The sequence below is a fragment of the Catenulispora pinisilvae genome, from assembly GCF_015356865.1.
GTDB classification, from domain to species: Bacteria; Actinomycetota; Actinomycetes; order Streptomycetales; family Catenulisporaceae; genus Catenulispora; species Catenulispora pinisilvae.
The window spans coordinates 59504-75742 of record NZ_JAAFZA010000019.1; the positions used below are offsets into that span (position 1 = coordinate 59504).

Annotated in this window: 13 protein-coding genes; 9 read left to right on the forward strand and 4 right to left on the reverse strand. The window is 70.5% G+C overall.

Annotated features, from left to right (window positions below; all coding sequences use genetic code 11):
- Positions 1-126 precede the first annotated feature (126 nt).
- Together IZR01_RS07920 and IZR01_RS07925 are read right to left on the reverse strand one after the other, a co-directional pair.
- On the reverse strand, positions 127-1083 hold the full coding sequence (locus tag IZR01_RS07920) for an STM4015 family protein (RefSeq protein WP_323746943.1): 957 nt from the start codon (positions 1081-1083) through the stop codon (positions 127-129).
- Positions 1084-1167: 84 nt separating this feature from the next.
- Positions 1168-1854 (reverse strand): GntR family transcriptional regulator, encoded by a 687-nt coding sequence (locus tag IZR01_RS07925; protein WP_194895813.1) that lies wholly within the window; start codon positions 1852-1854, stop codon positions 1168-1170.
- A 125-nt stretch (positions 1855-1979) separates the two neighbouring features.
- Between IZR01_RS07925 and IZR01_RS07930 the strand changes: the two genes are divergently transcribed.
- The 7 genes from IZR01_RS07930 (at position 1980) to IZR01_RS07960 (ending at position 11109) form a co-directional block, all read left to right on the forward strand.
- Positions 1980-2966, forward strand: a complete 987-nt coding sequence (locus IZR01_RS07930) for a bile acid:sodium symporter family protein (RefSeq protein WP_194895818.1) — start codon at positions 1980-1982, stop codon at positions 2964-2966.
- Between the two features lie 74 nt (positions 2967-3040).
- Entirely contained in the window at positions 3041-3856 is an 816-nt protein-coding gene (locus tag IZR01_RS07935; protein ID WP_194895812.1) for an HAD family hydrolase, read from the forward strand.
- Between the two features lie 68 nt (positions 3857-3924).
- Entirely contained in the window at positions 3925-4752 is an 828-nt protein-coding gene (locus tag IZR01_RS07940) for a class I SAM-dependent methyltransferase (RefSeq protein WP_194895811.1), read from the forward strand.
- Between the two features lie 414 nt (positions 4753-5166).
- Positions 5167-6147 (forward strand): ABC transporter permease, encoded by a 981-nt coding sequence (locus IZR01_RS07945; RefSeq protein WP_194895810.1) that lies wholly within the window; start codon positions 5167-5169, stop codon positions 6145-6147.
- Positions 6147-7088 carry an ABC transporter permease gene (locus tag IZR01_RS07950; RefSeq protein WP_228554969.1) on the forward strand — a complete coding sequence of 314 codons (942 nt, stop codon included), beginning with the start codon at positions 6147-6149 and terminating at the stop codon, positions 7086-7088. The genes IZR01_RS07945 and IZR01_RS07950 overlap by 1 nt, the downstream gene beginning before the upstream one ends.
- Positions 7085-9307, forward strand: coding sequence for a dipeptide ABC transporter ATP-binding protein (locus IZR01_RS07955; protein ID WP_194923436.1), 2223 nt, complete (start codon positions 7085-7087; stop codon positions 9305-9307). Before IZR01_RS07950 ends, IZR01_RS07955 begins: the two co-directional genes overlap by 4 nt.
- 62 nt (positions 9308-9369) lie before the next feature.
- Complete coding sequence (locus IZR01_RS07960; protein WP_194923437.1) at positions 9370-11109, forward strand: ABC transporter family substrate-binding protein; 1740 nt, start codon at positions 9370-9372, stop codon at positions 11107-11109.
- A 76-nt stretch (positions 11110-11185) separates the two neighbouring features.
- On the opposite strand, the gene IZR01_RS07965 is transcribed toward IZR01_RS07960, so the two are convergent.
- The gene (locus IZR01_RS07965) at positions 11186-11965 is read right to left on the reverse strand and encodes an ATP-grasp domain-containing protein (protein ID WP_323746944.1); all 780 of its coding nucleotides are present in this window, start codon (positions 11963-11965) and stop codon (positions 11186-11188) included.
- A 124-nt stretch (positions 11966-12089) separates the two neighbouring features.
- Here IZR01_RS07965 and IZR01_RS07970 point away from each other — a divergent pair, with 124 nt between their 5' ends.
- Positions 12090-12746, forward strand: a complete 657-nt coding sequence (locus IZR01_RS07970) for a pentapeptide repeat-containing protein (protein ID WP_194895806.1) — start codon at positions 12090-12092, stop codon at positions 12744-12746.
- A gap of 235 nt (positions 12747-12981) precedes the next feature.
- Here the strand turns inward: IZR01_RS07970 and IZR01_RS07975 are convergent, their stop codons facing one another.
- Positions 12982-13752 carry a GNAT family N-acetyltransferase gene (locus tag IZR01_RS07975; RefSeq protein ID WP_194923439.1) on the reverse strand — a complete coding sequence of 257 codons (771 nt, stop codon included), beginning with the start codon at positions 13750-13752 and terminating at the stop codon, positions 12982-12984.
- A 143-nt stretch (positions 13753-13895) separates the two neighbouring features.
- Between IZR01_RS07975 and IZR01_RS07980 the strand changes: the two genes are divergently transcribed.
- Positions 13896-16187 carry an FdhF/YdeP family oxidoreductase gene (locus tag IZR01_RS07980; protein WP_194923440.1) on the forward strand — a complete coding sequence of 764 codons (2292 nt, stop codon included), beginning with the start codon at positions 13896-13898 and terminating at the stop codon, positions 16185-16187.
- Positions 16188-16239: the final 52 nt, after the last annotated feature.

The following is a 16239-nucleotide window of genomic DNA, read 5'->3' on the forward strand; positions in this document are numbered from 1 at the left end:
TCCACGCCCAGCCAACGGATCCCGGGGAAGGACGTGGCCGTCTGCCCCGAACCTCCCGCGCCGCCCGCGCCCAATCAGCGCGCGCCGGCTCATCCGTCCTGGCGACCACCGCCCAACTCAGCGCGCTCATTCGGCCACCGCGATGAACCGGTCCTCGCCGCTGTCCGACAACGGCTCATCCACATTGATCTCCACCCCGGGCAGCGCCTGCCAAAGCCGCTGGATCATCTCCTCGCCGATCCAGTGATGGTGCAGATCCAACCGCCGCAGGTGGGTCAGCGGCTGCCCCGCGAGCAGCGCCGCCGCCCCCTCGTCCCCCAGCATCCCGAGCGCCAGGTCCAGCGACTCCAGCTGGGCCACGACCGGCGCGTGGGCGAGCAGCGCCGCCAGCGCGTCGGTGTCCTCGGCGTTGCGCAGCCCGAGGTGGCGCAGCGCCGGGAAGGCCGCGCCGGACAGGATGTCGGCGAGATCGTCGGCGCCGGCCCCGCCCTCATACATCTCAGTGCCCAGATAAAGGTCGAGTCCGGTCAGCGCCGGGAGCTTGGAGCGGCCGACGGCGCGCACGACGCGCGGCGGCAGGCCGCCGGTCTGGATCGTCAGCTCCCGCAGCCGGTCGTGGACCAACGGCTCCATCTCCAACCGCGAGGTGCCGCGCAGCCCGAACTCGATCAGGTTCGGGAACGCCGCGAGCAGCGGACCGGGGTCCACCTGCTCGATCCAGGAGACCTCGGTCAGCTCCGACGGCACGTCGCTGATGAACAGCGCCTCCAGGTTCGGGAACCGGTCGGCGGCGGCGAGCAGCGCGGCGTGGTACTCGTCCCAGCCCTCGCCCGACACGTCGGATATCCAGGCTCCGAGCGTCAGGGCCCGGACGCGGGTGGTGTCGACCCCGTCGAGGAACAGGGGCCAGATCACTTCGCCCTCGACCCCGCCGTAGGAGTCGCTGCCGACGCACCAGGCCCAGGCCTCGACGTCCTCGGGGATGGCCGCCAGCTCCAGGTCGGACGGGTCGCTGTAGGCGAACGGGAAGATCGGCAGCCCGTAGAACGAGGTCAGGGCGTCGTATCGGAAATCCTGAATCACCCGGGCACGCTATCGCCGGCACCCGACAGCGGGAGCACTGATGAACGAATCCAGCCTCGTATACATCCAGTTCTTGTATACAATCTAGTCTTCAGGGTCCTGGTCCACGGCGATCGCCTGCGGATCCGCCGGCCGATGTGCGCCCCGGCCCTTGCCGATGTGCCGGGTCACGACCCGCGCCGCCTTGTCCGGATCGCCGGATTCCAGGACCGCGACGATCTCCCGGTGCTCGCGCCACGAGTCCTGCGCGCGCCGCGGCAGCTTGGCCGTGTAGACCCACTCCATCTTCCACCTGAGCTGGGTGATGAGCTCGGTCAGCGTCCGGCTCCCGGAGGCCTGGGCCAGCACCTCGTGGAACCGGCTGTTCAGCCGCGCCAGCTCCTCCAGCCGCCCGGCCGCCAGCGCGTCGTCGGCCAGCGCCACCAGCTCCTTCAACCGCCCCAACTGCTCCGGCGTGTGCCGGACCGCGGCCCGCGCGGCCCCGAGCGGTTCCAGCAGCGACCGGATCTCGACCAGGTCCTCGGCCTCGGCGTCGTCCAGCGCGGCGACCACCACGCCGGCGTAGGGCCGCCGGGCGACGAAGCCCTCGGCCTCCAACGTGCGCAGGGCTTCGCGGACCGGGACGCGCGACACGCCGTAGCGGGCCGACAGCGCCTCCTCGGCCAGCCGGGCGCCGGGGGCGTGGACGCCGCGGATGATGTCGTCGCGGATGGCGCGGGTGACGCCACCGGCCCCGCCATCCCTGCCGTCCTTGCCCACCCTGCTGTCCATCGGCCACCTTGATTGTATACAATCGTGCCCGACCAGGAGGAGGAAGGGCTGTGGCGAACGTACTACAGCGCGCAGGCGGCACTACGCGCGGCGCTCTGACGAAGGTCGGGGTCGATCCCTACCTGATGGCGATCCTCGGCACGGTGGGGCTGGCGACTCTGCTGCCGGCCCGCGGCGGCGCGGCGACCGGGCTGAGCCACGCGACGGTGTTCGTGATCGGCCTGCTGTTCTTCCTCTATGGCGCGCGCCTGTCCCCGAAGGCCGCATGGGACGGTGTGAAGCAGTGGCGGCTGCACGCGGTGATCCTGGCCGCGAGCTTCGTCCTGTTCCCCTTGCTGGGGCTGGCGGCCGAGGCGGCGTCGAAACCGGTGCTCGGCCCGGAACTGGCCAAGGGCGTGCTGTTCCTGACGCTGCTGCCCTCGACCGTGCAGTCGTCGATAGCGTTCACGTCGCTGGCCCGCGGAAACGTCGCGGCGGCCGTGTGCGCGGCGTCGTTCTCCTCGCTCGCCGGCATCGTGGTGACCCCGGCGCTGGCCTCGGTGGTCCTGGGCGGCGCGGTGCGGGTGGACGGCAGCGCGGTGACCTCGCTGACCGCGCAACTCCTGCTCCCGTTCATCGCCGGCCAGGTGGCACGGCGCTGGATCGCCGACTGGATCGGCGCGCACAAACCGTTCCTGACGCTCGTCGATCGCGGCTCGGTCCTGCTGGTGGTGTACAGCGCGTTCAGCGAAGGCGTGGTCGCCGGGGTCTGGCATTCGGTGTCGATGGCCCGGCTCGGCGCGCTGGCGCTGTGCTGCGCGGTACTGCTCGCGGCGGTGTTGGCGGCGACGAGTCTGGCCTCGGCGCGGCTGGGCTTCGCCCGGCCCGAGCGCGTGACGCTGGTGTTCTGCGGGTCGAAGAAGAGCCTGGCTTCCGGGCTGCCGATGGCGGCGGTGCTGTTCCCGGGACACGAGCTGAGTCTGATGGTGTTGCCGCTGATGCTGTTCCACCAGATCCAGTTGATGGTGTGCACGGTGCTGGCCCGGCGGTGGGGGCGGGAAGCCGCCGGTGCCGAGGCGATCACCGAAGTGAGCAGCTCGCCGGGGCCCCGCTACGCCGCCGCCGAGGCTTGACGAATTCATCCCCCCACGCCCCGCATGCGACTCTTGATCGTGTGAACCCACCTCAGGCCGACCCACCCCGCGCTATGTCGCCTCAAGTCATCGCCACCGACCTGGACCGCACCCTGCTGCGCAGCGACGGCACCACCTCCGCCCGCACCCGCGCCGCGCTCGACCTGGCCATGGCCCGCGGCGCGCACGTGATAGCCGTGACCGCGCGGCCGGTCCGGTGGCTGGACCGGCTCAAGCCGTGCTTCGGACGGCTGCCGCACGTCATCGCCTCCAACGGCGCGGTGTGCTACGACCTGGCCGCCGGGGCGGCCTACGACGCCCGACCCTTCGACCCGGCGACCGTGGCGAAACTGCTGGCCGATGTGCGGGCCGCGTTGCCGGGGGCCCGGTTCGCGCTGGAGACGCCGCACGGGATGGTGCGCGAGGCGGACTACGAGCTGTCGCCCTTCGACCAGGACGACGACGATGCCGGGCGCCGCGTGGTGTCCTATGAGGAGTTGCCCGGGGCGGTGGCGGACGACCCGCTGCTGAAGATCCTGGCCGCCGACCGCGGCCGCGGCAGCGCCGCGATGTTCGTCGAGGCGCTGCCCGCGGTCGGGACGCTCGGCCAGCTCACCTACTCCACCAACCGCGGCGTGCTGGAACTGGGGCCGCCCGGGGTGACCAAGGCCTCGACGCTGGCCGCGTGGTGCGCCGCCCGCGACATCGACGTCGCGGACGTGGTGACGTTCGGGGACATGCCGAACGACGTGCCGATGCTGCGCTGGGCCGGGCGTTCCTACGCGGTGGCGAACGCGCTCGACGAGGTGAAGGCGGCGGCCTCCGGGGTCACGGCGAGCAATGACGAGGACGGCGTCGCCCAGATCGTGGAAGAGCTCTTCCATCAGTGATCTCGCAGTGATCTCACTATGCAAGACACATCTTCTCGAATAGCGGTCGCATTACTAGAGTCTCCGGCATGACGACGAGGCCGGAGACCCCGCAGAACACCTACACCCACGGCCACCACGAGACGGTGCTCCGCTCGCACCGCTGGCGCACCGCGGAGAACTCCGCCGCGTACCTCCTGCCGCACCTCTCCCCCGGTCAGAGCGTGCTGGACGTGGGCTGCGGGCCCGGCACCATCACCGTCGACCTCGCCGACCGCGTCGCCGGCGGCACGGTGACCGCCGTGGAGATCACCGCCGAGGCGCTGAAGCTGGCGCGGGACGAGGCGGCCCGGCGCGGCACCGAGAACGTCCGCTTCGCGGTCGCCGACGTCCACGCCCTGGACTTCCCGGACGACACGTTCGACGTGGTCCACGCGCACCAGGTGCTCCAGCACGTGGCCGATCCGGTGCTGGCACTCAAGGAGATGCGGCGGGTCTGCAAGCCCGGCGGGGTGGTCGCGGCCCGGGACAGCGACTACGGCGGCTTCCGCTGGTTCCCGGAAGTCCCGGCGCTGGAGGAGTGGCTGCGGCTGTATCAGGCCTTGGCGACGTCCAACGGCGGCCACCCGGACGCCGGGCGGCGGCTGCGCCATTGGGCACTGGCCGCCGGGTTCGCCGGGGACGCGATCACCTCCAGCGCGTCGTCGTGGGTCTTCGCCGAGGAACCCGACCGCCGGTGGTGGGCCGAGATGTGGGCCGAGCGCACGACGAAGTCCTCGACCGCCACGCAGTACGTGGAAAAGGGCTTCGCCTATGTCGACGATCTGGACACGGTCGCCGCCGGCTGGCGGAAGTGGGCCGGACAGGACGACGGGTGGTTCAACGTCGTTCATGGCGAGATCGTATGTGTGGCCTGATATACGCCGAATAGCGTTCGGGGCCGCCGTATACGCCGACGGACGGCGTTATTCGGGTCCCGAACCGTTTGGTGTCCCGATATTTCCGTGCACCGCCCGGTCCTCTCGTATCCCGAGAAGGCCGGGCGGTACGTGCACAGTCAGGGGTTTACCGCTAAGGTTCCAGCCCATGGACCGCGCGGCGTTACTGACGACACGCAGCCACGTCGACTTCTGTCGCGTGGCCAGCGCGCTGTGTCCGCTTTCCCGATAAGGGTTCCGGCCTCCCCCGACATCCGCATAGCGGCCTTTAGACGAGGGCTTTGCATATAAGCGGTGTTTCCCGGGTACCGATCGGTCCGAGAACCGCTCAGCTCCATGCCAAGTCCTTTCGCCACGCTTAAGCGTGCCCTGATACGGGAGCCTCGCGACGCCATGGGTGCATTCCTGCTGCGCAGGATCGTCAATTACCTGGTCCTGATCACCTTGGCGACCTGCCTGGGCTACCTGCTCGCGGCCTCCAGCCTCAGTCCGCGCGAGTACTTCGCGCAGCGCCAGCCCCCGCCGCCGGTCGCCTCCGTCAACGCCACGCTGAACCAGTTGAACCTCAACGACAAGACACCGTTGGAGGACCGGTTCGCGCACTGGGCCAAGGGCGTGGTGACCGGAGACCTGGGAAAGACCATCGACGACACCTCGGTCTCGGCGGAGATGGGGCGCCGGATGGGGGTGACGCTGCGGCTGGTGCTGTTCGGCACCATCAGCGGCGCGCTGGTCGGGGTCGCGCTGGGCTTCGTATCGGCCATCAGACAGTACCGACCATCGGACCACACCATCACTTTCTTATCGTTCCTGGTCCTGTCCACGCCGGTGTTCCTGTTGGCGGTGCTGCTGAAGATCGGCACCGTCAAGATCAACCAGGCCGCGGGCACGACGCTGCTGCCCTACACCAACGAGACGACCGCGGGGCTGACCGGAGGCTGGTTCCGGCACCTGGTCGACCGGGGCCAGCACCTGGTCGTGCCGACGCTGTCGCTGATGCTCGGGCAGGCGGCGCTGTTCAGCCGGTATCAGCGCTCGGCGATGCTCGACGTACTGGGCGCGGACTACATCCGCACCGCCCGCGCCACCGGCATGCGGCGCGGCCCGGCGCTGGTCAAGCACGGCCTTCGCACGGCCCTGATACCCATGGCGACGTTGTTCGCCTACCAGATGGGGATGCTGCTGACCGGCGTGACGTTCACCGAGAAGATCTTCGGCTGGCACGGCATGGGCGAGTGGTTCGTGGACTCGATCGGCCGCCAGGACGTCAACGCGGTCGCGGCGATGGTGCTGTTCACCGCGGTGCTGATACTGATAGCCGGGCTGCTGTCGGATATCGCGCACGCGCTGCTGGACCCCCGGGTGCGTGACTGATGACGGCCGAGGGGTTGGTACTCGCCGAAGAAGAGACCGCGATGACCGCGCCGGAGCCGGTCGCGCTGGGCCGCGGCCGGATCGTGCTGCGCCGGTTCCTGCGGCGCAAGCTGGCCGTGACCGGGCTGGTGATCCTGGTGCTGATGTTCGCGCTGGCGTTCATCGGGCCGTATCTGACCTCCTGGAACTACAAGGACCAGGACTACAACAACTTCCTGACCGGACCGTCGGCGACGCACTGGTTCGGCACCACGCAGATCGGCTCGGACGTCTACGCGCAGACGATGCGGGGCCTGCAGAAGTCGCTCATCATCGGACTGCTGGCCGCGGTGCTGTCGACCGGACTGGCCGGCATCGTCGGCGCCACCGCCGGCTACTTCGGCGGCTGGACCGACCGGGTCCTGATGTGGTTCGTCGACCTGCTGCTGGTGCTGCCCTCGTTCCTGATCCTAGCGATCACCTCGCCGCTGTTCCACGGCCGCACCTGGCTGCTGTTCGTGATCCTGCTGGCGGCGTTCAACTGGATGGTGACGGCGCGGATGGTGCGGGGACTGGCGCGCTCGCTGCGGGAGCGGGAGTTCGTGACCGCGGCGGAGGTTATGGGCGTGCACCCGCTGCGCATCATCACCCGGCACCTGCTGCCGAACATGGCCTCGCTGCTGATCATCGACGCCACGCTGAACGTCGGCGGGACGATCATCGCCGAGACCTCGCTGAGCTACTTCGGCTTCGGCGTGCAGCCGCCGGACGTGTCGCTGGGCACGATCATCGCCGACGGCACCGACTCGGCGCTGAACTACCCGTGGCTGTTCTATCCGGCGGGCATCCTGCTGATCCTGACGGTGATGGCGGTCGCGTTCGTCGGCGACGGGCTGCGGGACGCGATGGACGACGCGGCCGGCACGGCCGCGTCCACTTCCACCTCCGGGGGTGCGGCATGAGCGACGACGCGGTGTTGGAAGTCACGGACCTGCATGTGTCCTTCCCCGGCGAGAAGGGCCGGCCGCTGGCGGCGGTCAGAGGCCTGAGCTACCAGGTCCGGCGCGGGGAGACGCTGGCCATCGTCGGCGAGTCCGGCTCGGGCAAGTCGGTGTCCTCGATGGCGGCGATCGGCCTGCTGCCGACGAACGCGAAGGTGACCGGCTCGGTGCGGTTCCGCGGCCGGGAGCTGCTGGGCCTGAACGACAAGGAGATGTCGCGGATCCGCGGCGCCGGCATCGCGATGGTGTTCCAGGACCCGCTGTCCGCCCTGACCCCGGTCTACCGGGTCGGCGAGGCGATCGCGGCGGCGATCCGGGTGCACCAGGACGTGACATCGCAGGCCGCGATGAAGCGGGCCGTGGAACTGCTGGAGCTGGTCGGCATCCCGGATCCGGCGCGGCGCGCGCTGGCCTTCCCGCACGAGTTCTCCGGCGGCATGCGGCAGCGCGTGATGATCGCGATGGCGATCGCCAACGATCCGGACGTGATCATCGCCGACGAGCCGACCACCGCCCTGGACGTGACCGTGCAGGCCCAGATCCTGGAGGTGCTGGCCACCGCGAAGCAGGCCACCGGAGCGGCGATCGTGCTGATCACGCACGACCTCGGCGTGGTCGCCGGCTTCGCCGACCGCGCGGCGGTGATGTACGCGGGCCGCCCGGTGGAGACCGCCGCGGTCCAGGAGCTGTTCGCGGCGCCGAAGATGCCCTACACCGCCGGGCTGCTGGGCTCGCTGCCACGGCTGGACGCCGGGCGCGGCGTGCGGCTGCGGTCGATACCCGGGGCGCCGCCTTCGCTGGCGGAGCTGGGGGCGGGATGCCCGTTCGCGCCGCGGTGCGCGTTCGCGGTGGACTTGTGCCGGACGACGGAGCCCGAGCTCTTGGAGATCGGACAGGGGCGGGCGGCCGCTTGTCATCGGACCGGTGAGGGGCTGGATCTGATGGCCGGCCCGAACGGCGACTCAGGGCTCACCGATCAGGCTTCCGGCATCCCTGACACCGCTGACACCGAGCCAGAAGCGACTTCGGATGCGGAGGGAGTGGAAGGAGCGCTGGCGGAGCCCGAGGCGCCGACGAAGTCCGAGGCGGCGGCTGTCGCAGCACCCGTAGGCGTCGCAGAACCCGTACTCACCGTCCGCGACCTCATCAAGCACCACCCGCTGACCAAGGGCTCGATCATCCGCCGCCGCATCGGCACCGTCCGCGCCGTCGACGGCGTCAGCCTCGACATCCCGGCGGGCACCACGCTGGCCCTGGTCGGCGAGTCCGGCAGCGGCAAGACCACCACCGTGATGGAGATCCTGCGCCTGCGCACGCCGCAGGGCGGCAGTATCAGCGTCCTGGGTCAGGACCTGGAGGCGCTGAACCGGGGCCGCGGAGTGCGGCGGCGGGCGCAGCCGGTGCGGGCCGGGATCGCGGCGGTCTTCCAGGACCCGCTGGCCTCGCTGGACCCGCGGCTGCCGGTCGGCGACCTGCTGGCCGAGCCGCTGCGCACCCACGGCCACGGCAAGACCGCCGGCCGGGTCCGCGAACTGCTGGAGATGGTCGGGCTGGAGGCGTCGCACGCGAACCGCTTCCCGCGCGAGTTCTCCGGCGGGCAGCGGCAGCGGGTGGCGATCGCCCGGGCGCTGGCGCTGGAACCGCGGCTGGTGGTGCTGGACGAGCCGGTCTCGGCCCTCGACGTCTCGGTTCGGGCCGGGATCCTGAACCTGCTCGGCGATCTCCAGCGCGAGCTGGGGCTGGCGTACCTGTTCGTGTCGCACGACCTGGCCGTGGTGCGGCACGTCGCGGACCGGGTCGCGGTGCTGAACCTGGGGCGGATCGTCGAGTACGGGGACGCCGACTCAGTGTTCGAAGACCCGCGGCACCCCTATACCCGGGCGCTGCTCTCGGCCGTGCCGGTGCCGGATCCGGTCGTGGAGCGGCAGCGCGAGCGCATCGTGCTGCCCGGCGACCCGCCGAGTCCGGTGGTGCTGGACGGCGACGCCGAGGCGCTGCGGGGCTGCCGGTTCCGCAGCCGTTGCCCCCTGTACGCGGCGCTGGAGAAGCCCGAGGCGCGCGAGCTCTGCGAATCCACTGACCCGGCGCTGACCCCGGTCGGCGACGCCGACCGCTCGGCGGCCTGCCACCACCTGGACGCCTGGGTACCCGCCCTGGTCCAGTCCGGCACCGTCGCGTGATCAGTCTTACCAATCCCACCCTCACCCGCATCTACATCCACACCCAAAAGGAGAACAGCACTGTGAGACGCAGCCCTCGTTCCTTGGTACTGGGCACGGCCGCAGTGGCCGCGCTGGCCCTGGGCCTGACCGCGTGCGGCGGTTCGTCCTCCGGCAAGTCCGGCACGTCCGGCAGCAGTTCCTCCAAGAACATCAACACCCAGCCCGGCAACGACATCAACCCGCAGCCGCGCGCCAAGATCGCCGACGGCGGCACCCTGCGCTGGCCGGAGGCCGGGATCTCCGACCAGCTGAACTACAACGAGGTCGACGGCACCGACGGCTCGGTGTCGGACATCATGGGCGCGGTGCTGGAGCAGCCGTTCTACGCCGACTCCAAGGGCGTGCCGCACAACAACGCCAACCTGGTCGCCTCCTACACCGTCACCGCCTCGCCGCAGCAGGTGGTGACGCTGGAGCTCAACCCGAAGGCGGTCTGGCAGGACGGCACCCCGGTCACCGAGGCCGACTTCGAGGCGCAGTGGAAGGCCCTGAACGGCACCAACCCGGCGTTCCAGATCTCCGGCACGGTCGGCTACAACCAGATCCAGGACATCAAGCCGGGCAAGGACCCCAAGGAGGTGGTGATCACCTTCGCCAAGCCCTACAGCGAGTGGCAGGGCCTGTTCTCGCCGCTCTACCCGGCGGCCACCAACAGCGACCCGAAGAAGTTCATCAACGACTTCAAGGACGCGATCCCGAACAGCGACGGCCCGTTCAAGCTGGGCTCGATCAACCAGACCGCCAAGACCCTGACCCTGGTCCGCAACGACAAGTGGTGGGGTGACCCGCCGAAGCTGACCCAGATCATCTTCCTGTCGATCGACCTCGACGCCCAGACCGACGCCCTGGCCAACAACGAGGTCGACCTCCAGTACGGCATCGGCTCGCACGTGTCGTACTACGCGCGGGTGAAGGGCATGTCGAACGTCACGGTCCGCAAGGCCGCGGGCCCGGTCTGGGCGAACCTGACCTTCAACGGCGCCGGCACCGGCCCGCTGTCCGACATCCGCGTCCGCAACGCCCTGACCATCGGCATCAACCGCAAGCAGATCGACACGGCGCTGGTCGGCCCGCTGGGCGTGAGCACCGACCCGCTGAACAACCACGTGCTGCTCACCAACGACCAGGGCTACCAGGACAACTCCGGCGACCTGGGCACCCAGGACGTGGCCCGCGCCAAGCAGCTCCTGGACCAGGCCGGCTGGACGAGCACCGACGGCGGCAAGACCCGTGCCAAGGACGGCAAGCCGCTGACCCTGCGCTTCGTCATCAACTCCACCAGCGACTCCAACAAGCAGCTGGCCGAGATCGTGCAGAACCAACTGGCGGCCATCGGCGTCCAGGTCACCATCGTCCCGGTCCCCGGCGACGACTACTACACGAAGTACGTGAACGTCGGCGACTTCGACATAGCCCAGGTCATCTTCGGCGGCAACGCCTACCCGCTGAGCACCGCGCAGCCGGAGTTCGCCAACCCCACCCCGGGCACCGGCGGCTCGCTGAACATCCAGCAGAACTACGGCCGCGTCGGCAGCCCGGAGATCGACAACCTGTTCGAGCAGGCGCTGAGCTCGCTGGACCGGACCCAGGCGGACAAGTACGCCAACGAGGCCGACGCCGCGATCTGGAAGCTGGACACGGTCGTGCCGCTGTTCCAGCGCCCGCAGATCGTGGCCGAGAACCCGAAGCTGGCGAACTACGGCGCGCCGGGGGTTCAGGACACGGTCTACGAGAACCTCGGGTTCGTGAGCGGGAGCTAGGAGAGCTAGACGATTGATTCACAAGCGGGCCGCCGGGATGACCGGCGGCCCGCTGCGTTGTGCGCCGGGGGTGGCGCTAGCCGCGACCGCCAGCCAAGAACCGCCTATCGGCATCCGGCACCGCCGAGACCGGCCCGGCCGAGGCGATCACGACCTCCAGAACGCGGTCGGCGTCGGCGGCGTAGCTGTGAGCGAACCAGGCCATGTTCGCTTCCACGACCGCCCAGTGCTCCGTGCCGGTGTCCGGATCAGAGATCAGGCCGATGTCGACGACCACCGCTGAGGGGACCAGCGGGCTGGCGGTGACGGCCTCCGCGACCTCCGCTCCGAACGCCGAGGCCGCCGCCGTGGCCGATGCCACGTCCAGGCGCCCGAACCGGGCATAGCGACTCGCAGCGTGCACCTTCCCACCGAGCAGGAACAGCCGGTGCTCCTCGGCGAAGGTGACTATCTCCGAGACCTGAATCTCCGTCTCCGGCGGCAGCTGGGGCAGCCTGCTTCCGTCAGCGAAGACCCCGGCGTCGAACGACTTGTCGCTCGGCGGCTTGGCGAAGAAGGGCCGGGTGCGGCGGCGTGCCTCGGCCACGGTCATCGCCTCGACGCGCCGTCCGAGGAGTTCCCGCGGCAGCGACTGGAGGAAGTCGTCCGGCGGTACGAGCAGGCCGAGTCCCAGAGCGTCGCCGACCTTCGCGCCGAACAGCGGGCCGCCGTAGTACGCGCAGCGCCCATGCGCCGCAGCCGGGACCTCGTCGGCGACGTGCACCTGGAGCCCGCGCGCACGTGCCGCTTCGGCCAGCAGCTCGGAGGTCGACGTGTGCTGCGGTGACAGGGCGAGGACAGCTATCGGTTCGGACACGGTCATCGATGATCCCGGCTCGCCGCCCACGGCTCAACCGCCTTTCCGACGCGTCGTCACGCACTGACAACCGCCCCTGAGAAGCCCCCCACACCGGGCGCACCCGTGGGCCACAATGATCGGCATGCCATCTTCACAACCGATCCCGCCGCCCCGCCCCGACCTGCCGCCCTTAGCCGAGCTGGCGCCCCTGGACTCCCGGGTGCTCGACGAAGGCCACTACGAGTACCAGCGCGCCGCGAGCTTGAGCTGGGACGACGTGTTCGCCAACAGCGCCCGCTTCAGCCAGTGCCTGCTGACCGAGGTGGCGCTGGCCGGCGGCGAGTGGGGCAAGACCACGTTCGCGGACGTCCGCATCGAGGACTCGCGCCTGCTGGGCCCGGACCTGTCCGCCTCGCACTGGCGCGACACGGAGCTGGTGCGCGGCATCGCCTCCGGCGTGCAGTGGCACGGCGCCGACCTCCGCCGCGTCCACTTCGACCAGGTGAAGCTGGACGCGGTGAACTTCCGCGGCGCGGCCCTGACCGACGTGGTCTTCACCGACTGCCTGCTGCGCGAAATCGACTTCGGCGGCGCCAAGCTGACCCGCGTGCGCTTCCCTGGCTGCACGTTCGAAGAAGCCGACTTCAGCCGCGCCAAGCTCGCCGAGGTCGACCTGCGCGGCGCGCGCCTGCACTTCAAAGCCGGTCTGGACGCCCTGCGCGGCGCCACGATCGACGGCGCCCAGCTGGTGGACCTGGCGCCGGCGATGGCCGGGCATTTGGGGCTGCGGGTGGCGTAGAGCGCGCGCGACCAGGCTGGGCATCGGCATCCCCACCGACACTGCCGCCACCACAGCCACCGACTGCCACCGACTGCCACCGACACGACACTGTCACTGGCCCCCCACCGGCACCGCCACCGAAACCGGCACTGGCAGCACTGGCATCCCACCGCTGCTCGAACCCGCCGCTGCCGCACCTCACCGGCACCTCACCGGCACCCCACCGACACGAGAACTGACACCCCGCGCCGATTTACTCCTTCACCCGAAAGTAAAACGGGGACAACTCCGTGAACCCAGCCCGCGCATACAACCGCAGCGCGCCCTCATTCTCCTGCTCCACCTGCAAATACATCCGCGCCGCATCGTTCACCGCGGCCCAGTCCGCCAACGCCGCGATGACCGCGCCGGCCGCGCCCTTGCCGCGAGCCTCGGGCCGGGTCGCCATGTTGAAGATGCCCGCCCAGCCGCCCTCGGCGACCGCGCGCCCGACCGCGACCGTCTCGTCGCCGAGCTCCACGCTGGCGTAGGCGCCGGCCTCGGTGATCCGTTGCAGCAGCCGCCACCGCGGCTCGGGGTCGCCGCCGACCACGGCGCTCCAGGCCTGGAACCACTCTCGGGTCGGGTGCTTGTCCAGTCGCACCCGCAGGGAGCCGCGCTCGGAGCCCCGCTGGGCGAGCGCCAGGACCTCCGCCGTCGTGGCCGTCTGGAGTGAGACAGGGACCTGACGCTCGTAGCCGCGCGCCGCCAGGAGCGCGTCCAGTCGCGGCGGCACGGCTTCCGGCGTCATCTGGAGCAGCGTCGGGATCTCCCGTTCGGCGGTGTAGGCCTCGGCGGCCGCGATCAGTGCCTCCAGTTCGGCCCGCGACGCTTCATGACCGCCGTGCGGCAGTACCGAGCCGATCCACCAAGAGCACCCCGGGGCGTGCCGCAGCCACCACTGCCCCACCCGCTCGCCGAACTCGGCGGGCACGGCACGCGCCGCCCGTTCCTGAAGCTCGGCCGCCAGACTCTTCTGCACCACGCGTACCCCACCCGCTCCCTGCGCCGACCGTTACGGAAGTGACCCCGACCATCATCGCAGGGGGACATTCAGGCGGACATTTCCGCGTCGGCGTCCGCGGCGAGACAATAGGGCCGAACCACCGAGGCAAAGGAGCCCGCATCATGGCCCGCAAAGCGCCGACCGACGACCCAGGCGATGAGAACCTGCGCGTCGGGCCCGCGAAGGACTGGGCGGCGGGGGTCCCGGCGGTCACTGTGGCGATGCGCGACGCGGTGAACCAGATGGGGGTCAAGCGGTCGGCGGAGACGCTGCTGCGGCTGAACCAGAAGAAGGGCTTCGACTGTCCCGGCTGCGCATGGCCCGAGGCGGACAAGCGGCACATCGCCGAGTTCTGTGAGAACGGGGCGAAGGCAGTCGCCGAGGAGGCGACGCTGCGGCGCATCACGCCGGAGTTCTTCGCCGAGCACTCCGTCGCCGAGCTGGCCGAGCGCAGCGGATATTGGCTCGGGCAGCAGGGCCGGCTCACCACGCCGATGCTGCTGGACGCCGGGGCCGAGCACTACCGGCCGGTGACCTGGGACGAGGCGTTCGGCCTGATCGCCGACGAGCTGCGCGGCCTGGATTCCCCGGACGAGGCCGTCTTCTACACCTCCGGCCGGACGTCCAACGAGGCGGCGTTCCTCTACCAGACCTTCGTGCGCGCCTTCGGCACCAACAACCTGCCGGACTGCTCCAACATGTGCCACGAGTCGTCCGGCTCGGCGCTGACCGAGACGCTCGGCGTCGGCAAGGGCTCGGTGTCGCTGGCCGACCTGGGCAAGGCCGACCTGATCCTGGTGGTCGGGCAGAACCCGGGCACCAACCACCCGCGCATGCTCTCGGCGCTGGAGAAGGCCAAGCGGGGCGGCACGCGGATCACCGCGGTGAACCCGCTGCCGGAGGCCGGGCTGCTGCGCTTCAAGAACCCGCAGAACCCCTCGGGCGTCGTCGGGCACGGCACGCCGCTGGCCGACCGGTTCCTGCAGATCAAGGTCGGCGGGGACCTGGCGCTGTTCCGGGCGTTCGGCAAGCTGCTGCTGGAGGCGGAGGACGCCGCGCCGGGGACCGTGCTGGACCACTCGTTCATCGACACGTTCACCCACGGTTTCGACGACTACGCCAAGGCGGCGCGGGCCACCGACTGGCCGGAGATCCTGGACGCCACCGGCCTGACCCGCGAGGAGATCCAGGCGGCGTTCGAGGAGGTGCGGGACTCCAAGCGGCTGATCGTCTGCTGGGCGATGGGCCTGACGCAGCACAAGCACGCGGTGCCGACGATCCGCGAGGTGGTGAACGTGCTGCTGCTCGGCGGGCACGTGGGCCGGCCCGGCGCCGGGGTGTGCCCGGTGCGCGGGCACTCGAACGTGCAGGGTGACCGCACGATGGGGATCTACGAGAAGCCCAAGGACGCGTTCCTGGACGCGATGAGCGCCGAGTTCGGCGTCCCGATGCCGCGCGAGCACGGCTTCGACACGGTCGACGCGATCCGCGCGATGCGCGACGGCCGCGCGAAGGTGTTCTTCGCGATGGGCGGCAACTTCGTCGCGGCCACCCCGGACACCGACGTCACCGAGGCGGCGCTGCGCGGCACGGCGCTGACCGTCCAGGTCTCGACGAAGCTGAACCGCTCCCACGTGGTCCCCGGCCGCCGCGCGCTGATCCTGCCGACGCTGGGGCGCACGGAGACGGACCAGCAGGGCGGCCAGGAGCAGTTCGTCACGGTCGAGGACTCGATGGGCCTGGTCCACGCCTCCCGCGGCCGCCTGGCCCCGGCCAGCGAGGCGCTGCTGTCGGAGGTGGCGATCATCGCCCGCCTGGCCGGCACGGTGCTCGGCCCGGAACACCCGGTGCCGTGGGAGGAACTGGCGGCCGACTACGACCGGATCCGCGACCGCATCGAGCGCGTGATCCCCGGCTTCGAGCAGTTCAACACCCGCGTGCGCCGCGGCTCCGGCTTCGCCCTCCCGCACGCCCCCCGCGACTCGCGCACGTTCCCGACCACGACCGGCAAGGCCAACTTCACGGCGAACGAGTTCGAGGCGCCGACGGTGCCCGAGGGCCGGCTGCTGCTCCAGACGATCCGCTCGCACGACCAGTACAACACCACCATCTACGGACTCGACGACCGCTACCGCGGAATCCACGCCGGCCGGCGCGTGGTCTTCGTCAACCCCGACGACCTGAAGGCCCTGGGCATCCGCGACGCCGCGATGGTGGACCTGGTGTCGGAGTGGACGGACGGCACCGAGCGCCGGGCGCCGGAATTCCGCGTGGTCGCCTACGACACCGCCCGGGGCTGCGCGGCGGCGTACTTCCCGGAGACGAACGTGCTGGTGCCGCTGGATTCGACGGCCGAGATCAGCAACACGCCGACTTCGAAGGCGATCGTGGTGCGGTTGGAGGCGGCGCTGTAGGGCGGGGCGGGACGCGCGGCTGGGCGGGACGTGGCGGAAGTCTCTCGACAAA

Coding starts and splice junctions, on each gene's coding strand:
- IZR01_RS07945 (WP_194895810.1), top strand. CDS start 5,167: ATGGGTGCATTCCTGCTGCGCAGGATCGTCAATTACCTGGTCCTGATC.
- IZR01_RS07935 (WP_194895812.1), top strand. CDS start 3,041: ATGTCGCCTCAAGTCATCGCCACCGACCTGGACCGCACCCTGCTGCGC.
- IZR01_RS07980 (WP_194923440.1), top strand. CDS start 13,896: ATGGCCCGCAAAGCGCCGACCGACGACCCAGGCGATGAGAACCTGCGC.
- IZR01_RS07970 (WP_194895806.1), top strand. CDS start 12,090: ATGCCATCTTCACAACCGATCCCGCCGCCCCGCCCCGACCTGCCGCCC.
- IZR01_RS07955 (WP_194923436.1), top strand. CDS start 7,085: ATGAGCGACGACGCGGTGTTGGAAGTCACGGACCTGCATGTGTCCTTC.
- IZR01_RS07925 (WP_194895813.1), bottom strand. CDS start 1,854: ATGGACAGCAGGGTGGGCAAGGACGGCAGGGATGGCGGGGCCGGTGGC.
- IZR01_RS07940 (WP_194895811.1), top strand. CDS start 3,925: ATGACGACGAGGCCGGAGACCCCGCAGAACACCTACACCCACGGCCAC.
- IZR01_RS07950 (WP_228554969.1), top strand. CDS start 6,147: ATGACGGCCGAGGGGTTGGTACTCGCCGAAGAAGAGACCGCGATGACC.
- IZR01_RS07930 (WP_194895818.1), top strand. CDS start 1,980: ATGGCGATCCTCGGCACGGTGGGGCTGGCGACTCTGCTGCCGGCCCGC.